This window comes from Streptomyces sp. NPDC001219 (genome assembly GCF_053597915.1).
Genome location: NZ_JBSFJF010000041.1, coordinates 41,620 through 56,410 on the forward strand (window position 1 = coordinate 41,620; position 14,791 = coordinate 56,410).

At 70.0% G+C, this 14,791-nt stretch carries 21 protein-coding genes; 16 read left to right on the forward strand and 5 right to left on the reverse strand.

Annotation, left to right across the window (positions count from 1 at the left end):
• Nucleotides 1-73 precede the first annotated feature (73 nt).
• From ACWC9R_RS24420 to ACWC9R_RS24450, 7 genes are all read left to right on the forward strand, one after another.
• Nucleotides 74-460, forward strand: coding sequence for a rodlin (locus tag ACWC9R_RS24420; protein ID WP_450734501.1), 387 nt, complete (start codon nt 74-76; stop codon nt 458-460).
• A gap of 365 nt (nt 461-825) precedes the next feature.
• Entirely contained in the window at nt 826-1,059 is a 234-nt protein-coding gene (locus ACWC9R_RS24425) for a chaplin (RefSeq protein WP_159744056.1), read from the forward strand.
• Between the two features lie 153 nt (nt 1,060-1,212).
• Entirely contained in the window at nt 1,213-1,617 is a 405-nt protein-coding gene (locus ACWC9R_RS24430; protein ID WP_450734503.1) for a hypothetical protein, read from the forward strand.
• A 300-nt stretch (nt 1,618-1,917) separates the two neighbouring features.
• Entirely contained in the window at nt 1,918-2,304 is a 387-nt protein-coding gene (locus tag ACWC9R_RS24435; RefSeq protein WP_450734505.1) for a rodlin, read from the forward strand.
• Between the two features lie 473 nt (nt 2,305-2,777).
• Nucleotides 2,778-3,161, forward strand: a complete 384-nt coding sequence (locus ACWC9R_RS24440) for a rodlin (RefSeq protein WP_450734507.1) — start codon at nt 2,778-2,780, stop codon at nt 3,159-3,161.
• Nucleotides 3,162-3,301: 140 nt separating this feature from the next.
• On the forward strand, nt 3,302-3,940 hold the full coding sequence (locus ACWC9R_RS24445; protein WP_450734509.1) for a chaplin family protein: 639 nt from the start codon (nt 3,302-3,304) through the stop codon (nt 3,938-3,940).
• A gap of 375 nt (nt 3,941-4,315) precedes the next feature.
• Nucleotides 4,316-5,161 carry a nitrilase-related carbon-nitrogen hydrolase gene (locus ACWC9R_RS24450; protein WP_362611089.1) on the forward strand — a complete coding sequence of 282 codons (846 nt, stop codon included), beginning with the start codon at nt 4,316-4,318 and terminating at the stop codon, nt 5,159-5,161.
• Nucleotides 5,162-5,182: 21 nt separating this feature from the next.
• On the opposite strand, the gene tatA is transcribed toward ACWC9R_RS24450, so the two are convergent.
• The 3 genes from tatA to rpmB all read right to left on the reverse strand — a co-directional run bounded on the left by tatA (nt 5,183) and on the right by rpmB (nt 6,044).
• Nucleotides 5,183-5,392 (reverse strand): Sec-independent protein translocase subunit TatA, encoded by a 210-nt coding sequence (gene tatA / locus ACWC9R_RS24455; RefSeq protein WP_450734510.1) that lies wholly within the window; start codon nt 5,390-5,392, stop codon nt 5,183-5,185.
• Nucleotides 5,393-5,502: 110 nt separating this feature from the next.
• On the reverse strand, nt 5,503-5,808 hold the full coding sequence (gene rpsN / locus ACWC9R_RS24460) for a 30S ribosomal protein S14 (protein WP_030077087.1): 306 nt from the start codon (nt 5,806-5,808) through the stop codon (nt 5,503-5,505).
• Nucleotides 5,808-6,044: a 50S ribosomal protein L28 gene (gene rpmB, locus ACWC9R_RS24465; protein ID WP_450734512.1), complete on the reverse strand. Its 237-nt coding sequence runs from the start codon at nt 6,042-6,044 to the stop codon at nt 5,808-5,810. The genes rpsN and rpmB overlap by 1 nt, the downstream gene beginning before the upstream one ends.
• A 73-nt stretch (nt 6,045-6,117) precedes the next feature.
• On the opposite strand from rpmB, the gene rpmG reads away from it, so the two are divergent.
• From rpmG to ACWC9R_RS24490, 5 genes are all read left to right on the forward strand, one after another.
• On the forward strand, nt 6,118-6,282 hold the full coding sequence (gene rpmG / locus ACWC9R_RS24470) for a 50S ribosomal protein L33 (RefSeq protein ID WP_006604069.1): 165 nt from the start codon (nt 6,118-6,120) through the stop codon (nt 6,280-6,282).
• Nucleotides 6,283-6,287: 5 nt separating this feature from the next.
• Complete coding sequence (locus ACWC9R_RS24475) at nt 6,288-6,542, forward strand: type B 50S ribosomal protein L31 (protein WP_450734514.1); 255 nt, start codon at nt 6,288-6,290, stop codon at nt 6,540-6,542.
• Complete coding sequence (locus ACWC9R_RS24480) at nt 6,542-7,690, forward strand: CobW family GTP-binding protein (protein WP_450734515.1); 1,149 nt, start codon at nt 6,542-6,544, stop codon at nt 7,688-7,690. Before ACWC9R_RS24475 ends, ACWC9R_RS24480 begins: the two co-directional genes overlap by 1 nt.
• Before the next feature lie 59 nt (nt 7,691-7,749).
• Complete coding sequence (gene rpsR / locus ACWC9R_RS24485; protein ID WP_362611102.1) at nt 7,750-7,986, forward strand: 30S ribosomal protein S18; 237 nt, start codon at nt 7,750-7,752, stop codon at nt 7,984-7,986.
• A gap of 377 nt (nt 7,987-8,363) precedes the next feature.
• The gene (locus tag ACWC9R_RS24490; RefSeq protein WP_362611105.1) at nt 8,364-8,603 is read left to right on the forward strand and encodes a DUF397 domain-containing protein; all 240 of its coding nucleotides are present in this window, start codon (nt 8,364-8,366) and stop codon (nt 8,601-8,603) included.
• Between the two features lie 113 nt (nt 8,604-8,716).
• Here ACWC9R_RS24490 and ACWC9R_RS24495 read toward each other — a convergent pair whose 3' ends face one another.
• Nucleotides 8,717-9,199, reverse strand: a complete 483-nt coding sequence (locus tag ACWC9R_RS24495; RefSeq protein WP_362611107.1) for an ATP-binding protein — start codon at nt 9,197-9,199, stop codon at nt 8,717-8,719.
• Nucleotides 9,200-9,512: 313 nt separating this feature from the next.
• Between ACWC9R_RS24495 and ACWC9R_RS24500 the strand changes: the two genes are divergently transcribed.
• From ACWC9R_RS24500 to ACWC9R_RS24515, 4 genes are all read left to right on the forward strand, one after another.
• Nucleotides 9,513-10,376, forward strand: coding sequence for a helix-turn-helix domain-containing protein (locus ACWC9R_RS24500; protein WP_362611109.1), 864 nt, complete (start codon nt 9,513-9,515; stop codon nt 10,374-10,376).
• A gap of 84 nt (nt 10,377-10,460) precedes the next feature.
• Nucleotides 10,461-11,918 (forward strand): aldehyde dehydrogenase family protein, encoded by a 1,458-nt coding sequence (locus ACWC9R_RS24505; RefSeq protein WP_450734517.1) that lies wholly within the window; start codon nt 10,461-10,463, stop codon nt 11,916-11,918.
• Between the two features lie 146 nt (nt 11,919-12,064).
• Nucleotides 12,065-12,610, forward strand: coding sequence for a DinB family protein (locus ACWC9R_RS24510; protein WP_450734519.1), 546 nt, complete (start codon nt 12,065-12,067; stop codon nt 12,608-12,610).
• 64 nt (nt 12,611-12,674) lie between these two features.
• Nucleotides 12,675-13,367, forward strand: a complete 693-nt coding sequence (locus ACWC9R_RS24515) for a PadR family transcriptional regulator (RefSeq protein ID WP_450734521.1) — start codon at nt 12,675-12,677, stop codon at nt 13,365-13,367.
• On the opposite strand, the gene ACWC9R_RS24520 is transcribed toward ACWC9R_RS24515, so the two are convergent.
• Complete coding sequence (locus ACWC9R_RS24520) at nt 13,361-14,776, reverse strand: glutamate decarboxylase (RefSeq protein ID WP_450734523.1); 1,416 nt, start codon at nt 14,774-14,776, stop codon at nt 13,361-13,363. The two genes, ACWC9R_RS24515 and ACWC9R_RS24520, sit on opposite strands and share 7 nt — an antisense overlap.
• Between the last annotated feature and the right edge of the window lie 15 nt (nt 14,777-14,791).

Below are 14,791 nucleotides of genomic sequence, written 5' to 3' on the forward strand. Positions count from 1 at the left end.
GAAACCGCGCCCCCAGAAGCGAGTTGACCAGTGCGCTCCGGATACGGGCACTCCGCTTCGAGAAGGGTAAATCGTGATCAAGAAGGTCCTGGCCACGACGGCCGTAGCCGCGTCCGTCGTAGGAATCTCGGCGGCAGCCGCCCCCCAGGCGATGGCTACCGGCAACGACAAGGGCACCTCCACGGTCAACGGCAATGGCGCCACGTCGGCGTTCGGTAACTCCACCACCCGCGGCAGCATGAGCCCGCAGCTGGAGCTCGTCCAGGGCTCGTTGAACAAGCTGTGCCTGGCCCTGCCCAAGGTCAACCTTGCGGCAGTCGCCCAGGACATCAACATCCTGTCGTCGCCGCAGAACCAGCAGTGCGTCGAGAACTCGAGCCAGGCCAAGGGCGACGAGCCGCTGTCGCACATCCTGGACGACATCGCGGTGCTCGCCGCCAACGGCGTCGGCAACCGCTGAACCAGCCATCGATCGCAGGCCCGGCCGCGGGCTCTCCCTACTTGAGCGGTCCGGGCCCGCGACACCACCCTCCTGAGAACCGTGGGGCCCAAGACATTTGTGGCCCGTGCGGAGGGAATTCGTATTCGGCGGGTACCTCGTACGTTCGAACTCCGGTGTTTTTTCCGCGTCGTATGCGCGGTGGCAATCTCCTGAAACGGTCTTGCATCATTTGGGCGATTCCTCCGAAAACTTCCCGGGAAGAGTTTCGTCCACGAGGAGCAATCGTTACCAATATCGTCAGCGGCGTTACGGGCGAGCAGCTCAACGCCCGAGCGACACGACGGTCGTGTTCGCTACGGACCCGCTGCAAGGAAGGGCTGAAAGTGAAGTACGCAAAGGTCGCAGCGATCACTGCCGGAACGCTCATGGCGGTGGGCTCGGCAGCGCCGGCGTTCGCCGACGCGGGTGCCGCAGGTGGCGCCAAGAACTCCCCCGGTGTCCTCTCCGGTAACGCCATCCAGGTTCCGGTGCACATCCCGGTCAACCTGTGCGGCAACACCATCAACATCGTTGCTCTGCTGAACCCGGCGTTCGGCAACACCTGCCTGAACCACTGACTCGAAGAAGATTCGAGCCGTGTCATTTGATCCGGCCCCGGTGCGCGGACGCCCCCGCACCGGGGCCGGTCGGTGTTCGGCCCCGGATTTCCGTCACAAAGCCCGTTCCTTTGAGCGGTGTTTCAAGAAGGCGAAACTTCAGAGTTTCTCCGTGTGGCGGCACTCGTTAGTCAGGGTGAATGCGGTGATCCGAGCAGTGAAGTGAGTGCTCACGCGGCGCTGGTGTCGCAGGACCTTCAAGCACCGCCCGAGAAGGGACAGTTGAAAGTGAAGTACGCGAAGTCTGCCGCAATTGCTGCTGGTTCCGTCATGGCGCTGAGTGCGGCCGTGCCCGCTTTCGCCGCCCAGCCCGGCGCTCCGACCATGAGCCTCAATGGCGGCCTGACGGACGCGCTGCACAGCAAGCAGCTGGACGGCCACCAGATCGCACCGCTGATCAAGATGGTCAAGACCACGAAGGACAAGGTCAAGTCGACCAGCACCAAGAAGCTTCTCGGGAATGTCACCGGAGCGACCAAGAACGCTCCGCTGCTCGGTGGCCTGCCGCTCGGTAAGTAATTCCCGGCCCACGGGCTCGCCGGCCGGGCGGTGGGCAGCAGCTGTACGGCGTGCTATTCGCAGTTCATCGTTCTGCGCCGCGGCGGTCACCCGAATGCTTCGCGGGCCCGGCGGGAATCGCGGTACGGCACCCGGCGGCCCGGCAAAAGCGCCCCGACCGAATCTCCCGGTGGTTCCCCTTTTTGGTGCGACTGACCAGGGGTCAAGCTCATCTGAGTGAATCAACACAACCCAACTCAATTCTTTCGAGTTGGGCAGCGTGCCCGTCCCAAGGGCTACCCGAAAAACGAAGGACTAGCAATGATCAAGAAGACACTGGCGACCGCAGCTGCAGCTGTGTCCATTGTCGGTATTGCCGCCGCTGCCGCCCCGCAGGCGATGGCCACCGGCAACGACCACGGCACCTCCACCGTCAACGGCAACGGTGCCCGGCAGATTTACGGCAACTCCACCACGTACGGCTACATGAGCCCGCAGATCGGCTTGATCCAGGGCTCGCTCAACAAGCCGTGCCTCGCCCTGCCCAAGATCAACGGCTTGGCGGGCCTCCAGGACATCAACGTGCTGTCGTCGCCGCAGAACCAGCAGTGCACCGAGAACTCGACCCAGGCCAAGGGCGATGAGCCGCTGTCGCACATTCTCGACGACATCGCGGTTCTCTCCGCGAACGGCGCCGGCAACCGCTGAGGCGCTGAGTAAGACCCGGGTCGCCCAGTCCTCCTCCTTCTGGGCGGCCCGGGTTTTTGCTGCCGTCGCAGTGCTGAGCCGGGGTGTCCGTGAGTCCGGTCTCACGTGCCCACAATTGTTATTTGCCCGTGACTGATATGCGGTGCGCCGGATCGTTGAGAATGATGTGTGGAGGGAAGCGTGCCAGTGCCCCTGTGTGATTGATGGGGTTGCCGGGGGCATTGGCGCGCCGGACGGAAGCACAGGACAGGGCCTGCTACCCCGTTTGCCGGTGGCGTAGGCCCTTTGTCGTATCGTCCGCCCGGAGATTTCTGGAAGTCGTGCGGGAGATGTGAGGCCCGGCAGCGCAGAGGCAGCCTTCGGGGAAATCGTCGCCCGCTGTTCGGGTGATGATGCGGAACTCGTGCGGGCGTGGCGGGTTATTCAAACAGGGCTCCCGTGCCGGGAGTTCCTTCTCCTGAAGGGTTTGCGCGATGAAGAAGATGATGGCGGGCGCGGCGATTGCGGCGTCGCTCGTGGGAATGACCGCGGCGGCCGCGCCGCAGGCCATGGCGATCGGTGACGATCACGGCACGTCCACGGTCAACGGCAATGGCTCCAAGTCGATTTACGGAAACTCCACCACGCGCGGCAATCTGAGCACCCAGCTCGGGCTCGTGCAGGGCTCCCTGAACGACCTCTGCCTGGGCCTTCCGAAGGTCAACCTTGCTGCGTTCGCCCAGGACATCAACGTGCTGTCGTCGCCGCAGAACCAGCAGTGCGTCGAGAACTCGAGCCAGGCCAAGGGCGACGAGGCGCTGTCGCACATTCTGGACGACATCGCGGTGCTGTCCGGCAACGGAGTCGCCAACCGCTGACGGCCAACGGCCTCGGCCGTATCACCGCTTGCGTCTCCGGGCGGTCGGCGCCGCGTTCGCGCTGCCGGCCGCCCGGCCGTGTGAGCGGAACGGGGTGCGGGCGCGGCCCGGACCCCGGGACCGCAGAGGAGGGATGAGAGATGCGACAGAGCCTGAAGACCTGTGTGTTCGTGGCAGCGGCGGCGTCGGGTGTGCTCGGGAGCGGCGGCGCGGCGTACGCGGACGCCGGCGCCGGGGGGAGCGCGACGAACTCTCCCGGGGTGCTGTCCGGGAACAACATCCAGGTGACCGTGGACGCCCCGGTCAATGTGTGTGGCAATTCGGTGGACGGGGGCGCGGCGTTGAACCCGGCCATGGGGACGTCGTGCGGGAACGGCGGGCCGGCCGTGCGGCAGCAGCCCGGTCCGCACCCGCCGGTGGCGCAGCGGCCGCCGGGCGCGGAGCAGGCGCCGGGGGTGCACTGGACGGCCCCGCGGCCGGAGCACCGCGCGGAGCCGGTGCGGCGGCCGGTCCCGGAGCGGGCCGGGCGGCCGGCCCCGGCGCAGGTGGAGCACACCACCGGGCGCACCGCCCCCAGGCACGCCCGGCCCGCCCCGCGGCCCGCGCAGGAGGCGCAGCAGCCGCGGGTGGACGCCGTGGCGCGTGCGGGGGCGTCGGCGGGGTCGGAGCTGCTGGCGGCCACCGGTGCGGAGGAGCTGGTCGCGCTGGCCGCGACCGGCGGCGGGCTGCTGGTGGGCGGGGCGCTGTTGTTGCGCCGGTCCCGTACGCGCCGCAGGTGAGCGGGCGGGCACCGGGCGGTCCCCAGGGGCCGGCGGCCGGCCGAGCGGGTCCGGCGGGCCGCTCGGCCGGTGCCGCCCGGTCGGGCCGGCCGTCGGCATCGCCGGACGGCCCGACCGTGGACCGTCGTACCGCGTTCGCCGGGCGGAGCTGCGGCTGGAAGCGTCCCTGCGGGGTGTACGACGTCGTGCGGATCAACGGCTGAACCCCTTGTCCGGTACGGGAAGGATCGTTCTTTCGCTCATTGGTGGGGACCGGGCTCCGGGGGGTTTGAAGCGGGGCGGAACAGGATGTTCCGCGGGATCGTGCCGCCTTCTGCCGCCTCTGGCAAAATTGGGGTGAAAGCCGCAAAAGTGATGAGTCGGTGAGGTGGGGACATGCTCATTGCGCTGGCGCAGACCGACTGTGTGCTGGGTGACGTGGAGGAGAACCTCGGTACCGCCCGCGAGCAGATCGAGCAGGCGGCGGCGCAGGGCGCGGATCTCGTCGTCTTCCCCGAACTCAGCCTGCACGGCTATCACTTGGGCGCGCTCCGGCGCGATGCCTCCCTGGAGGCGAACGACCCGCGGCTGCTGGAGCTCAGCACCCGGGGCCCCGATGTGCTGGTCGGCTTTCACGAGCACACCAGTCTGCGGGCGTACAACACCGCGGCCCACTACGCGGCCGGGGAGCTGGTGCACGCACACCGCAAGCTGTATCTCCCCAACTACCTGGCCTGGGAGGAGCGGAAGCACGTCAGTCCGGGGCAGTCGCTGCGGGCGTACGAGCTGAAGCGGGCCAGGAGCGGCGGCCGGGGCGCCACGCTGGTGTGCAACGACGCCTGGCAGCCGGCGCTGCCGTGGCTGGCGGTGCAGGACGGCGCCGAGGTGCTGTTCGTGCCGACGAACAGCGCGGCGAGCCTGGACCCGGAGGCCATGGACACCGGCCTGTACTGGGACACCCTGCTGTCCTATACGGCGAAGATGCTCCAGTGCTGGGTGGTCTTCGTGAACCGGGTGGGCAATGAGCACGGGGCGGCGTTCTGGGGCGGCTCGCGGGTGGTGGACCCGCGGGGCGCCGTGGTGGCACAGGCTCCGAAGTGGGAGCCCGCGCTGGTCGCGGTGGAGATCGATCTCGCCGAGGCGCGGCGGCAGCGCCGTGCGGTGCCGCTGGTCGCCGAGGCCCGGCTGGGGCTGATCGACCGCGAGGTGCGGCGGCTGATCGACGAGGGCGGCGACCACTGAGGGGCGCCGGGCGCCCCGGTGTCAGTGCCGGGCGGCGGACTCCTGGCGGGGCGCCTCCGACGGCGCTTCGGACGGCTTCTCGTCCTTGAGGGCCTGGGCCTCGGACTTCAGGATGCGCATCGAGCGGCCCAGGCCGCGCGCCATGTCGGGCAGCTTCTTCGAGCCGAAGAGCAGTACCAGGACCGCGATGATCAGGATCAGATGCCAGGGCTCGAAGGCGTTGCGGAGCATGGGGGCGCTCGCTTTCGTCGGGGGACGACGGACGTTCTGTCCAGTATGACCCGAACGGTCCGGCCGTCCGGTCCAGGGGGTGCCCGGGGCCGGACGGCCGGTGGCGCGGCCTACCAGCTGGACTTGCGGACGCCCGGCAGATACCCCGCGTGGGCCTGCTCGCGCAGTCGTACGCGGGACAGGCCGAAGGCGCGGAAGTAGCCGCGCGGGCGGCCGTCGACGCTGTCACGGTTGCGCACCCGGGTGGCGCTGGCGTCCCGCGGCTGGCGGGACAGCTCGCGCCGGGCGGCGGTGCGCTCCTCCTCCGGGGTGTGCGGGCTGCGGATGACGGCCTTGAGGACGGCGCGCCGGGCCGCGTAGCGGGCGACCGTCGCGCGGCGCTTCTCGTTCTTGGCGATCTTGCTCTGCTTCGCCATCAGACCTTTCCTCCTCGTGCGCGGATGCGGGCGACGGCCGCCTCGATCCCGATCGTGTCCACGGTCCTGATGCCCTTGGCGCTCAGCGTGAGCCGGACGTGCCGGCCCTCGCTCTCCAGCCAGTAGCGCTTGCGCTGGATGTTCGGGTCGAAGCGGCGGGGGGTGCGGCGGTGCGAGTGGGAGACGGACTTGCCGAATCCCGGCGAGCGGCCGGTCAGCTGGCAGTGGGCGGACACGGTGCGATCCCTTCGGTCGTCGGCTCCGGTGAGAGCCTATTGAAAATGGAAACCATTTCCGTATACTAACCCCATGGCCCGCAACGAACTACGCCCGGTCGTCAAGCTCCGGTCCACCGCCGGCACCGGCTACACCTACGTGACCCGCAAGAACCGCCGTAACGACCCCGACCGCCTGGAACTGCGCAAGTACGACCCGGTGGCCGGACGGCACGTCGCTTTCCGAGAGGAGCGCTGAGCACCGTGAAGCCTGGAATCCACCCCGCCTACGGGCCGGTCGTCTTCCGCGACCGGGCCGCCGACTTCGCCTTCCTGACCCGTTCCACCGCCACGAGTGAGAAGACCGTGGAGTGGGAGGACGGGCACACCTATCCCGTCATCGACGTCGAGATCTCCTCGGCGAGCCACCCCTTCTACACGGGCACCGCGCGCGTGCTGGACACCGCGGGCCGCGTCGAGCGCTTCGAGCGCCGCTACGGCAACCGCGGGGCCCGCTGATGGAGCGGCTCGACGTCGTCCTCGTGGGCGGCCTGCACGCGGACGCGCGGCGGGCCGCCGTCGAGCGGCTGCTGCGGACCGTCCCGGGCAGTGTCGCCCTCCACCACGACCTCGCCTCGGCCGCCGACGGCACCGTGCGGCGCACCGTCCGAGACGCGGGCGGCACGCTCGACACCGGGGACGCACCGCTGGTCAACGACTGCGCCTGCTGTGCGCTGCGCGAGGACCTGGTGCCCGAGCTGGAGCGGCTGGCCGCCGGCCGGACCTGCCGGCTGGCGGTCGTCGAACTGTGGGACTCGGTCGAGCCGAAGGCGATGGCCGAGGTGGTCACCGCCTGCGGCAGCGAGAACCTCGCGCTGACCGGTGTGCTCACCGCCGTCGACCCGGCGCTGCTGCTGCCCTACCTCGGCTGCGGCGACGACCTCGCGGAGGCGGGCCTCGCCGCCGCGGCCTCCGACCAGCGCACGGTCGCCGACACCTGGGCGCGGCAGCTGGAGTACGCGCCGGTGCTGGCGCTCGCGACGGGGGAGGAGCCGGCGGAACCGGCCGACCTGGCGCTGCTCGGCCAGCTGCACCCGATGGCGCGGCAGGTCTCCGTGGAATCAGGGGAGTTGGCGGCCGTCGCGACGGCCGGGTTCGATGTGGCCGCCGCCGCGGACCGCCAGCACCCGGCCTGTGCGCTGCTGCCGCAGGAGGCCGACGCGGAGGGCGTCGGCACGCTCGTCTGGCGGCGGGACCGGCCCTTCCATCCGGAGCGGCTCTACGCCGCGCTGGAGGACCTGACCTGTGCGGCCGCGCGCAGCCGGGGCCGGTTCTGGCTGGCCGACCGCCCGGACACGCTGCTGTCCTGGGACGCGGCCGGCGGCGCGCTCTGTGTGGAGAGTGCCGGGCCGTGGCTGGCCGCGCTGCCGGACGCCGCCTGGGAGATGGTGCCGCCGGCGCGCCGGGCCGCCGCCGCGCTGGACTGGCATCCCGAGCACGGTGACCGCACCCAGCATCTGGTCTTCACCTCGCCGGGCCTGGACCGCGAGGGGCTGCGGTCCCTGCTGGACTCCTGTCTGCTCACCGACGCCGAGTACGCGGGCGGCCCGCCGGCCTGGAAGAGCCTGCCGCCCGCCTTCGACGCGCTCCTCGACCCCGTTTCGTAAACCGGGCCGCGTCCGTCCGCACCGGACCGTCCCCCCCCGCACGTACAAGGAAGCTCCCCATGCCCCGACGGCACGACCCGCGCCGGACACCCCCGCCCCGCCGCAATCCGCTGGACGCGGCCGGCATCACCTACATCGACTACAAGGACACCGATCTGCTGCGGAAGTTCATCTCGGACCGCGGCAAGATCCGCAGCCGTCGCGTGACCCGGGTCAGCGCGCAGCAGCAGCGGCAGCTGGCCCGTGCGATCAAGAACGCGCGGGAGATGGCGCTGCTGCCCTACGGCTCCCGGTGACGCACGCCGTCCCGTGACGGGCAGAGGCCCCCTACGCCCGACGCGTAGGGGGCCTCCTGCGTTTGTCCGGGGGCGTGCGCAGGGGCAGGTCCCTCGTCCGGGGCGGACGGGGGACCCGGACCCGGAACCCGGAGGGCGTGGCACACGTCTCTCAGGTGCCATGAGGGCGGAGGCCCCGCCGGTCCGTACCAGGTGACGGCGTATCGCTTCGGGGGAGGCGGCCGGCGACGACCGTGTGTGAGGGGCCGGTGACCGTGCTCGACGAGCGGTGACGACCCCGGCACCGGCTGTCGTGCACGTGCATCTGCGCATGCATCCGCATGTGAACGCAGCTATGATCCCGGGCAGTTGACACCATTTATCACCGGGAGACCCCTGTGCCCCACGCATACAACGGCATGGCCGCCACAGATCTCCGTGATGTGGCATGGCAGAAGAGCCGGCACAGCAACTCGCAGGGCTCCTGTGTGGAGTTCGCCAAGCTGCCCGGGGGTGACATCGCGGTGCGCAACTCCCGTTTCCCGGACGGTCCGGCGCTCGTCTACACCCCGGCCGAGGTGCGGGCGATGCTGCTCGGCATCAAGGACGGCGAGTTCGACCACCTCGTCCGGGACTGAGCCCCTCGACACGGCCGGGCGGCCGGAGGGGAGCGCGCGCCCGTAGGCGGTGCGGCGTCCGCACACGGAAACCGGGCGCCCGCGGATCGCGGTGCGCCCGGTGTGCGGCACGGCTACGGCAGCCGGAACAGCGCCCACACGATCTTGCCGTGCGCGGCGCCGGCCAGCGGATGCCAGCCCCAGCTGTCGCTGAAGGAGTCCACGAGGTACAGCCCGCGCCCCGATTCCGCCGCGGAGTCCGCCTCGCCGGCGACCGGTGAGTCGTCGCTCGGGTCCCGTACGGCGCAGACCAGCCGGGAGGACCAGCGCATCAGGTGGAGCCGGGCGGGCGGGGTGGCGTCACCGTGCTCCGGGGCGGCGAGGATCGCGTGCCGCAGGGCGTTGGTGACGAGTTCGGAGACCACCAGGGCGACCGAGTCGAACAGCTCGTCCAGGTCCCAGCCCTGAAGAGTCTCGCGGGTGAACGCCCGTGCACAGCGCACTGATTCATAGCGCGGTGGGAGTGTGTGCGACGCAGATCCGGAGACGGCCAGGGGGTCGACGGGAGGAAAGCCCTGCCATAACGGCTCGAGCATGGTCAAAACCTTGGTCCCCATGCGAGGCACTCCTGGCGTTCGCGGACGTCATGACCCGGGCCGGGCAGCCGGATCAGGCGGATCTTTCACGAGCGTGCATGCGTGCGACGCCTATGGTTCCCAATGCGCGAGACAGATGCAAGGGCAGATGCACGTGCACCTGACGTGATTGCCCCTGTGTGCACTGGTTTGACGGTGATTCTTCCTGCGCCATCTTGTGGAGGGGTTGCGGGGGCCGCACGTATCCGTAACCGGATGAGCACTCAACGAAGCCCGAACGTGGCAGACTGCGGCCCACTGTTGGACGGGGTGGGGTCACAGGAGGGTCTGAGAGGTGTCCGCAAGTGAGTCGAGCGGGTCGGTGGTGCGGCGAATCCTGCTCGGGTCGCAGCTCCGTCGGCTGCGTGAATCGCGCGGGATAACCCGCGAGGCGGCCGGCTACTCGATCCGTGCGTCCGAATCGAAGATCAGCCGCATGGAGTTGGGCCGCGTGAGCTTCAAGGCACGGGATGTGGAGGACCTGCTCACCCTGTACGGGGTCGGTGACGCCCAGGAGCGCGAGGCGCTGCTCTCCCTGGCGCGGGAGGCGAACGTCGCCGGCTGGTGGCACAGTTACAGCGATGTGCTGCCCGGGTGGTTCCAGACGTATGTGGGCCTGGAAGGCGCCACATCTCTCCTCCGGGTCTATGAAGTCCAGTTCGTCCACGGGCTGTTGCAGACGGAGGGCTATGCGCAGGCCGTCGTCCGGCGGGGCATGCCCGACGCCGGGCCCGCGGAGATCGAGAGACGGGTCGCGCTGCGCATGGAGCGTCAGAAGCTCCTGGTGGCCGAGCGGTCGGCGCAGGTCCACTGTGTGCTGGACGAGGCCGCGCTGCGGCGCCCGTACGGCGACCGCGCGGTGATGCGCGAGCAGCTGAAGCATCTGATCGAGGTGTCCGAGCGGCCCAACGTGCGGCTCCAGGTGATGCCGTTCAGCCTGGGCGGGCACGCGGGGGAGAGCGGGGCGTTCACCATGCTCGGCTTCCAGGAGTCGGGTCTGCCGGACGTCGTCTATCTGGAGCAGCTGACGAGCGCGCTGTATGTGGACAAGCCCGAGGAAGTCGCCCAGTACGCACGGGTGATGGACCGCCTCCAGGAGGAGGGGCCGAATCCGGCCGAGACCAGGGACCTCTTGCGCGGCCTGCTCCAACTCATGTGACGCGTCGGTAGGATGGCGCACCATCAGGAGTCAGCACCCCCCAATGCGGCGCCCTGAGCGCCCTGTTCTCCAGATCGGGATGGCATGTCCTACTTCGACGAGTTGGCGTATCAGTTCATCGACGGTGAGTGGCGCTCCGGTAGCGGCTCGTGGGACATCGTCGATTTCAATCCGTACAACGGCGAGAAACTGACCTCCATACCCGTCGCTACGGTAGAGGAGATCGATCAGGCCTACCGTGCCGCCGAGCGCGCACAGCGGGAGTGGGGCGCCACCAATCCGTACACCCGGCGGCTGGTCTTCGAGCGGGTGCTGCGGATCATCGACGACCGAGAGGCCGAGCTGGGCGAGGCGATCGCCGCCGAGGTCGGTGGCACGCTCGCGAAGGTGGGCTTCGAACTCCATCTGGCCAGGGAGTTCCTGCGCGAGGCCATTCAGCTGGCGCTGCGCGCCGAGGGCCGCATCCTGCCCTCGCCCATCGACGGCAAGGAGAACCGCCTCTACCGGCTGCCGGTCGGTGTCGTCGGTGTCATCAGCCCCTTCAACTTCCCCTTCCTGCTGTCGCTCAAGTCGGTCGCACCGGCCCTCGCGCTCGGCAACGCCGTCGTCCTCAAGCCGCACCAGAACACCCCCGTCTGCGGTGGCGGTCTGGTCGCCAGGCTCTTCGAGGAGGCCGGGCTGCCGGCGGGCGTGCTGAACGTCGTCGTCACGGACATCGCCGAGATCGGCGATGCGCTGATCGAGCACCCGGTGCCCAAGACCATCTCCTTCACCGGCTCCGAGAAGGTCGGCCGGCACGTCGCGACCGTCGCCGCCGCGCACTTCAAGCACACCGTGCTGGAACTGGGCGGCAACAGCGCCCTGGTCGTCCTCGACGACGCCGACGTCGACTACGCCGTGGACGCCGCCGTCTTCAGCCGCTTCGTCCACCAGGGCCAGGTCTGTATGGCCGCCAACCGGGTGCTCGTGGACCGCGCCGTGGAGCGGGAGTTCACCGAGAAGTTCGTCGCCAAGGTCGCCTCGCTGAAGGTGGGCGACCCCACCGACCCGCGGACCCATATCGGTCCGCTGATCAACGAGGGCCAGGCCGAGGCGATCTCCGCACTGGTGGACCGCGCGGTCGAGGACGGCGCCACGGCGCTGCTGCACGGCGAGACCCGGGGCACGCTGGTCGCGCCGAGCGTGCTGAACGGTCTGCCGGAGGACTCCCCGCTGCTGCGGCAGGAGATCTTCGGGCCCGTCGTGCTGCTGGTGCCGTTCGACGGTGACGAGGAGGCGGTGCGGCTGACCAACGCGACCTCCTTCGGGCTCAGCGGGGCCGTGCACACCGGCGACATCGAGCGCGGGGTGCGGTTCGCCAAGCGCGTCGACACCGGGATGTTCCACGTCAACGACGCCACGGTGCACGACGAGCCGATCGTGCCGTTCGGCGGCGAGAAGAGCTCCGGCGTGGGGCGGCTGAACGGCGACGCGATGGTGGAGGCCTTCACCACCACCAAGTGGATCTCCATCCAGCACGGGCGGTCGCGGTTCCCGTTCTGAGGCCTGGCTCCCCGTTCCGGACGCACCGGAGCGGTCCGTGGCGCGTTGCGGACAGAAGCTGACCGCATGGGCTTCTACGTTGAGTGCTGTCGGAAGGCGGACGGCGACGGGCCGGACGCCGGGAGACGTCACGAAAGGTGGACCCCATGCCCACTCATGTTCTCGCCGAGGCCCACGGCGACGAGACCGGCGCGCTGCTGGCCTTCCTGGAGGCCCAGCGCGGCGGGCTGCGCCGGGCGGTCCTGGGGCTGACCGACGACCGGGCGAACCAGCGGCCGGCCGCCAGTGAGCTGTCGCTGGCCGGACTGGTCAAGCATGTCGCGGAGACCGAGCAGGGCTGGGTCGAGACCGCGCAGGAGCTGCCGCACTCCATCGAGCGCACCCAGGACACCTGGCATCTGAGCTTCCAGCTGGCCGACGGGGAGACGCTGGCCGAGGTGCTGGCGTTCTGGGACCGGGTGGCCAAGCGGACGGAGGAGTTCATCCGTTCCGTGCCCAGCCTGAACGACACCTTCCCGCTGCCCCCGGCGCCGTGGTTCCCGGCCGGGGCCCGGCAGTCGATGCGCTGGCTGCTGCTGCACCTGATCGAGGAGACCGCCCGGCACGCGGGCCACGCCGACATCCTCCGGGAGTCCCTCGACGGCAAGACCGCTTTCGAGCTGGTGGACGAGGAGCGCGCGGCCCAGGGGTAGGTCCTGACCCGTGCCCGGGCGCCCGTAGGGTGGCGGGAAGGGCGCGTGAGGGACGGAGAAGACGGTGTCGGCGATCCGGCTGTTGGTACTGGGCGCCGTGCGGCAGCACGGCCGTGCGCACGGCTACCAGGTGCGCAACGACCTGGAGTACTGGGGCGCCCACGAGTGGTCCAACGCCAAACCCGGCTCGATCTACCACGCGCTCAAGCAGATGGCCAAGCAGGGGCTGCTGCGCGCCCACGACATCGCGCCCAGCACCGCCGGCGGCCCGCCGCGGACCGAGTACGAGCTGACCGCGGCGGGCGAGGCGGAGTACTTCGCGCTGCTGCGGGCCGCGCTCTCCCAGCACGACCAGAAGCCCGACATGCTCAGCGCGGGCATCGGCTTCGTCGTCGATCTGCCGCGGGCCGAGGCGGTGGCGCTGCTCAGGGAGCGGGTGCGGGCGCTGCGGGAGTGGCGCGGCACGGTCACCGGCTACTACACCCCCGAGGGCGGCACCGGACAGCTCGGCCACATCGGCGAGATCATGAACATGTGGGTGCACTCCGCGGACAGCGGTGCCGAGTGGGCCCAGGGGCTGATCGAGCGGATCGAGGGCGGGGCGTATGTCTTCGCCGGCGAGGGCGAGCCGTTCGTGGGCGTCCTGGCGGACGGGCAGGAGAACCCGTACGCCACCCGGGACGCGGACGAGGCGGACGGGGCGGAGGCTCCGGGGGAGGACCGGCGCGGTGGGCCGGGGCCGGGCGCCGGTCAGTGATGGAACGCGGTGGCGACGTTCTCCGGGCGCTCCATCGGGCCGGGCTGGTCCCGTAGTTCGGGCAGCAGCGACTCCAGGTCCGAGAGGAACAGGTCGGCGAGGTCCAGCGAGAAGCCGTTGCGGCAGACCACCCGCAGGACGGAGAGGTCCTGGCGGTTCTCCGGGAAGCTGTAGGCGGGCAGCAGCCAGCCGCGCTCCTTCATCCGCCGGGAGACGTCGAACACGTCGAAGGCGGTGATGTGGTCGGCGGTCGTGAAGGCGAACACCGGCAGCTGGTCGCCCTGGGTCAGCAGCCGGAAGTCGTCCAGCGCGCCGATCCGTTCGGCCATCGAGCGGGCCACGTCACGGGTGGCCTGCTGTACGGCGCGGAAGCCCGCCCGGCCGAGCCGCAGGAAGGTGTAGTACTGCGCGGCGACCTGGGCGCCGGGGCGGGAGAAGTTGAGCGCGAAGGTCGGCATGTCGCCGCCCAGGTAGTTGACCCGGAAGACCAGCTCCTCGGGCAGCGCCTCGGTGTCGCGCCACAGCGCCCAGCCGACGCCCGGGTAGACCAGGCCGTACTTGTGCCCGGAGGTGTTGATGGAGGCCACCCGGGGCAGCCGGAAGTCCCAGACCAGCTCGGGGTCGAGGAACGGCGCGATCATGGCGCCGGACGCCCCGTCCACATGGACCGGGATGTCCCAGCCGTGCCGCTTCTGGACCTCGTCGAGCGCCGCACAGATCTCGCCGACCGGCTCGTACGACCCGTCGAAGGTCGAGCCGAGGATGGCCACCACGCCGATGGTGTTCTCGTCGCAGAGCGCGGCGGCGGAGGCCGCGTCCAGGTGGTAGCGGTCGCCCTCCATCGGGACCTGGCGCGCCTCGACCTCCCAGAAGTTGCAGAACTTCTCCCAGCAGACCTGGACGTTGGCGCCCATGATGAGGTTCGGCCGGGCCTGCCCCGGATACCGGTCCTTGTTGCGCTGCATCCAGCGGCGCTTGAGGGCCATCCCGGCGAGCATGCAGGCCTCGCTCGACCCGGTGGTGGAGCAGCCGACGGCGGCGGCCGGGTCGGGGGCGTGCCACAGGTCGGCGAGCATCGCCACGCACCGCTTCTCCAGTTCGGCGGTGCGCGGGTACTCGTCCTTGTCGATCATGTTCTTGTCCCGGCAGTCCGCCATCAGGACGCCGGCCTGCGGCTCCATCCAGGTCGTGACGAACGTGGCGAGGTTCAGCCGGGAGTTGCCGTCCAGCATCAGCTCGTCGTGCACGAACTGGTAGGCGGTGTGCGGGGAGATGGGGCCGTCGGGCAGGGTGTGCCGCGGTGGCGCGGTCTCCATTCCGGCGACCGGGTCGGCCTCGCCGTAGAAGGGGTTGACCGGATGCCCGGAGTGCTTACGGTCGGATGGCGATGCGCCTTTGTGCAGAGTCATCTGTCGCGCCTACCC

Excerpts from the sequence above, each read along its gene's own strand:
- ACWC9R_RS24480 (WP_450734515.1), top strand. The coding sequence starts at position 6,542 with ATGGAGCGGCTCGACGTCGTCCTCGTGGGCGGCCTGCACGCGGACGCG.
- ACWC9R_RS24445 (WP_450734509.1), top strand. The coding sequence starts at position 3,302 with ATGCGACAGAGCCTGAAGACCTGTGTGTTCGTGGCAGCGGCGGCGTCG.
- rpmG (WP_006604069.1), top strand. The coding sequence starts at position 6,118 with ATGGCCCGCAACGAACTACGCCCGGTCGTCAAGCTCCGGTCCACCGCC.
- ACWC9R_RS24510 (WP_450734519.1), top strand. The coding sequence starts at position 12,065 with ATGCCCACTCATGTTCTCGCCGAGGCCCACGGCGACGAGACCGGCGCG.
- tatA (WP_450734510.1), bottom strand. The coding sequence starts at position 5,392 with ATGCTCCGCAACGCCTTCGAGCCCTGGCATCTGATCCTGATCATCGCG.
- ACWC9R_RS24450 (WP_362611089.1), top strand. The coding sequence starts at position 4,316 with ATGCTCATTGCGCTGGCGCAGACCGACTGTGTGCTGGGTGACGTGGAG.
- rpsR (WP_362611102.1), top strand. The coding sequence starts at position 7,750 with ATGCCCCGACGGCACGACCCGCGCCGGACACCCCCGCCCCGCCGCAAT.
- rpsN (WP_030077087.1), bottom strand. The coding sequence starts at position 5,808 with ATGGCGAAGCAGAGCAAGATCGCCAAGAACGAGAAGCGCCGCGCGACG.
- ACWC9R_RS24440 (WP_450734507.1), top strand. The coding sequence starts at position 2,778 with ATGAAGAAGATGATGGCGGGCGCGGCGATTGCGGCGTCGCTCGTGGGA.
- ACWC9R_RS24520 (WP_450734523.1), bottom strand. The coding sequence starts at position 14,776 with ATGACTCTGCACAAAGGCGCATCGCCATCCGACCGTAAGCACTCCGGG.
- ACWC9R_RS24495 (WP_362611107.1), bottom strand. The coding sequence starts at position 9,199 with ATGGGGACCAAGGTTTTGACCATGCTCGAGCCGTTATGGCAGGGCTTT.
- ACWC9R_RS24435 (WP_450734505.1), top strand. The coding sequence starts at position 1,918 with ATGATCAAGAAGACACTGGCGACCGCAGCTGCAGCTGTGTCCATTGTC.
- ACWC9R_RS24505 (WP_450734517.1), top strand. The coding sequence starts at position 10,461 with ATGTCCTACTTCGACGAGTTGGCGTATCAGTTCATCGACGGTGAGTGG.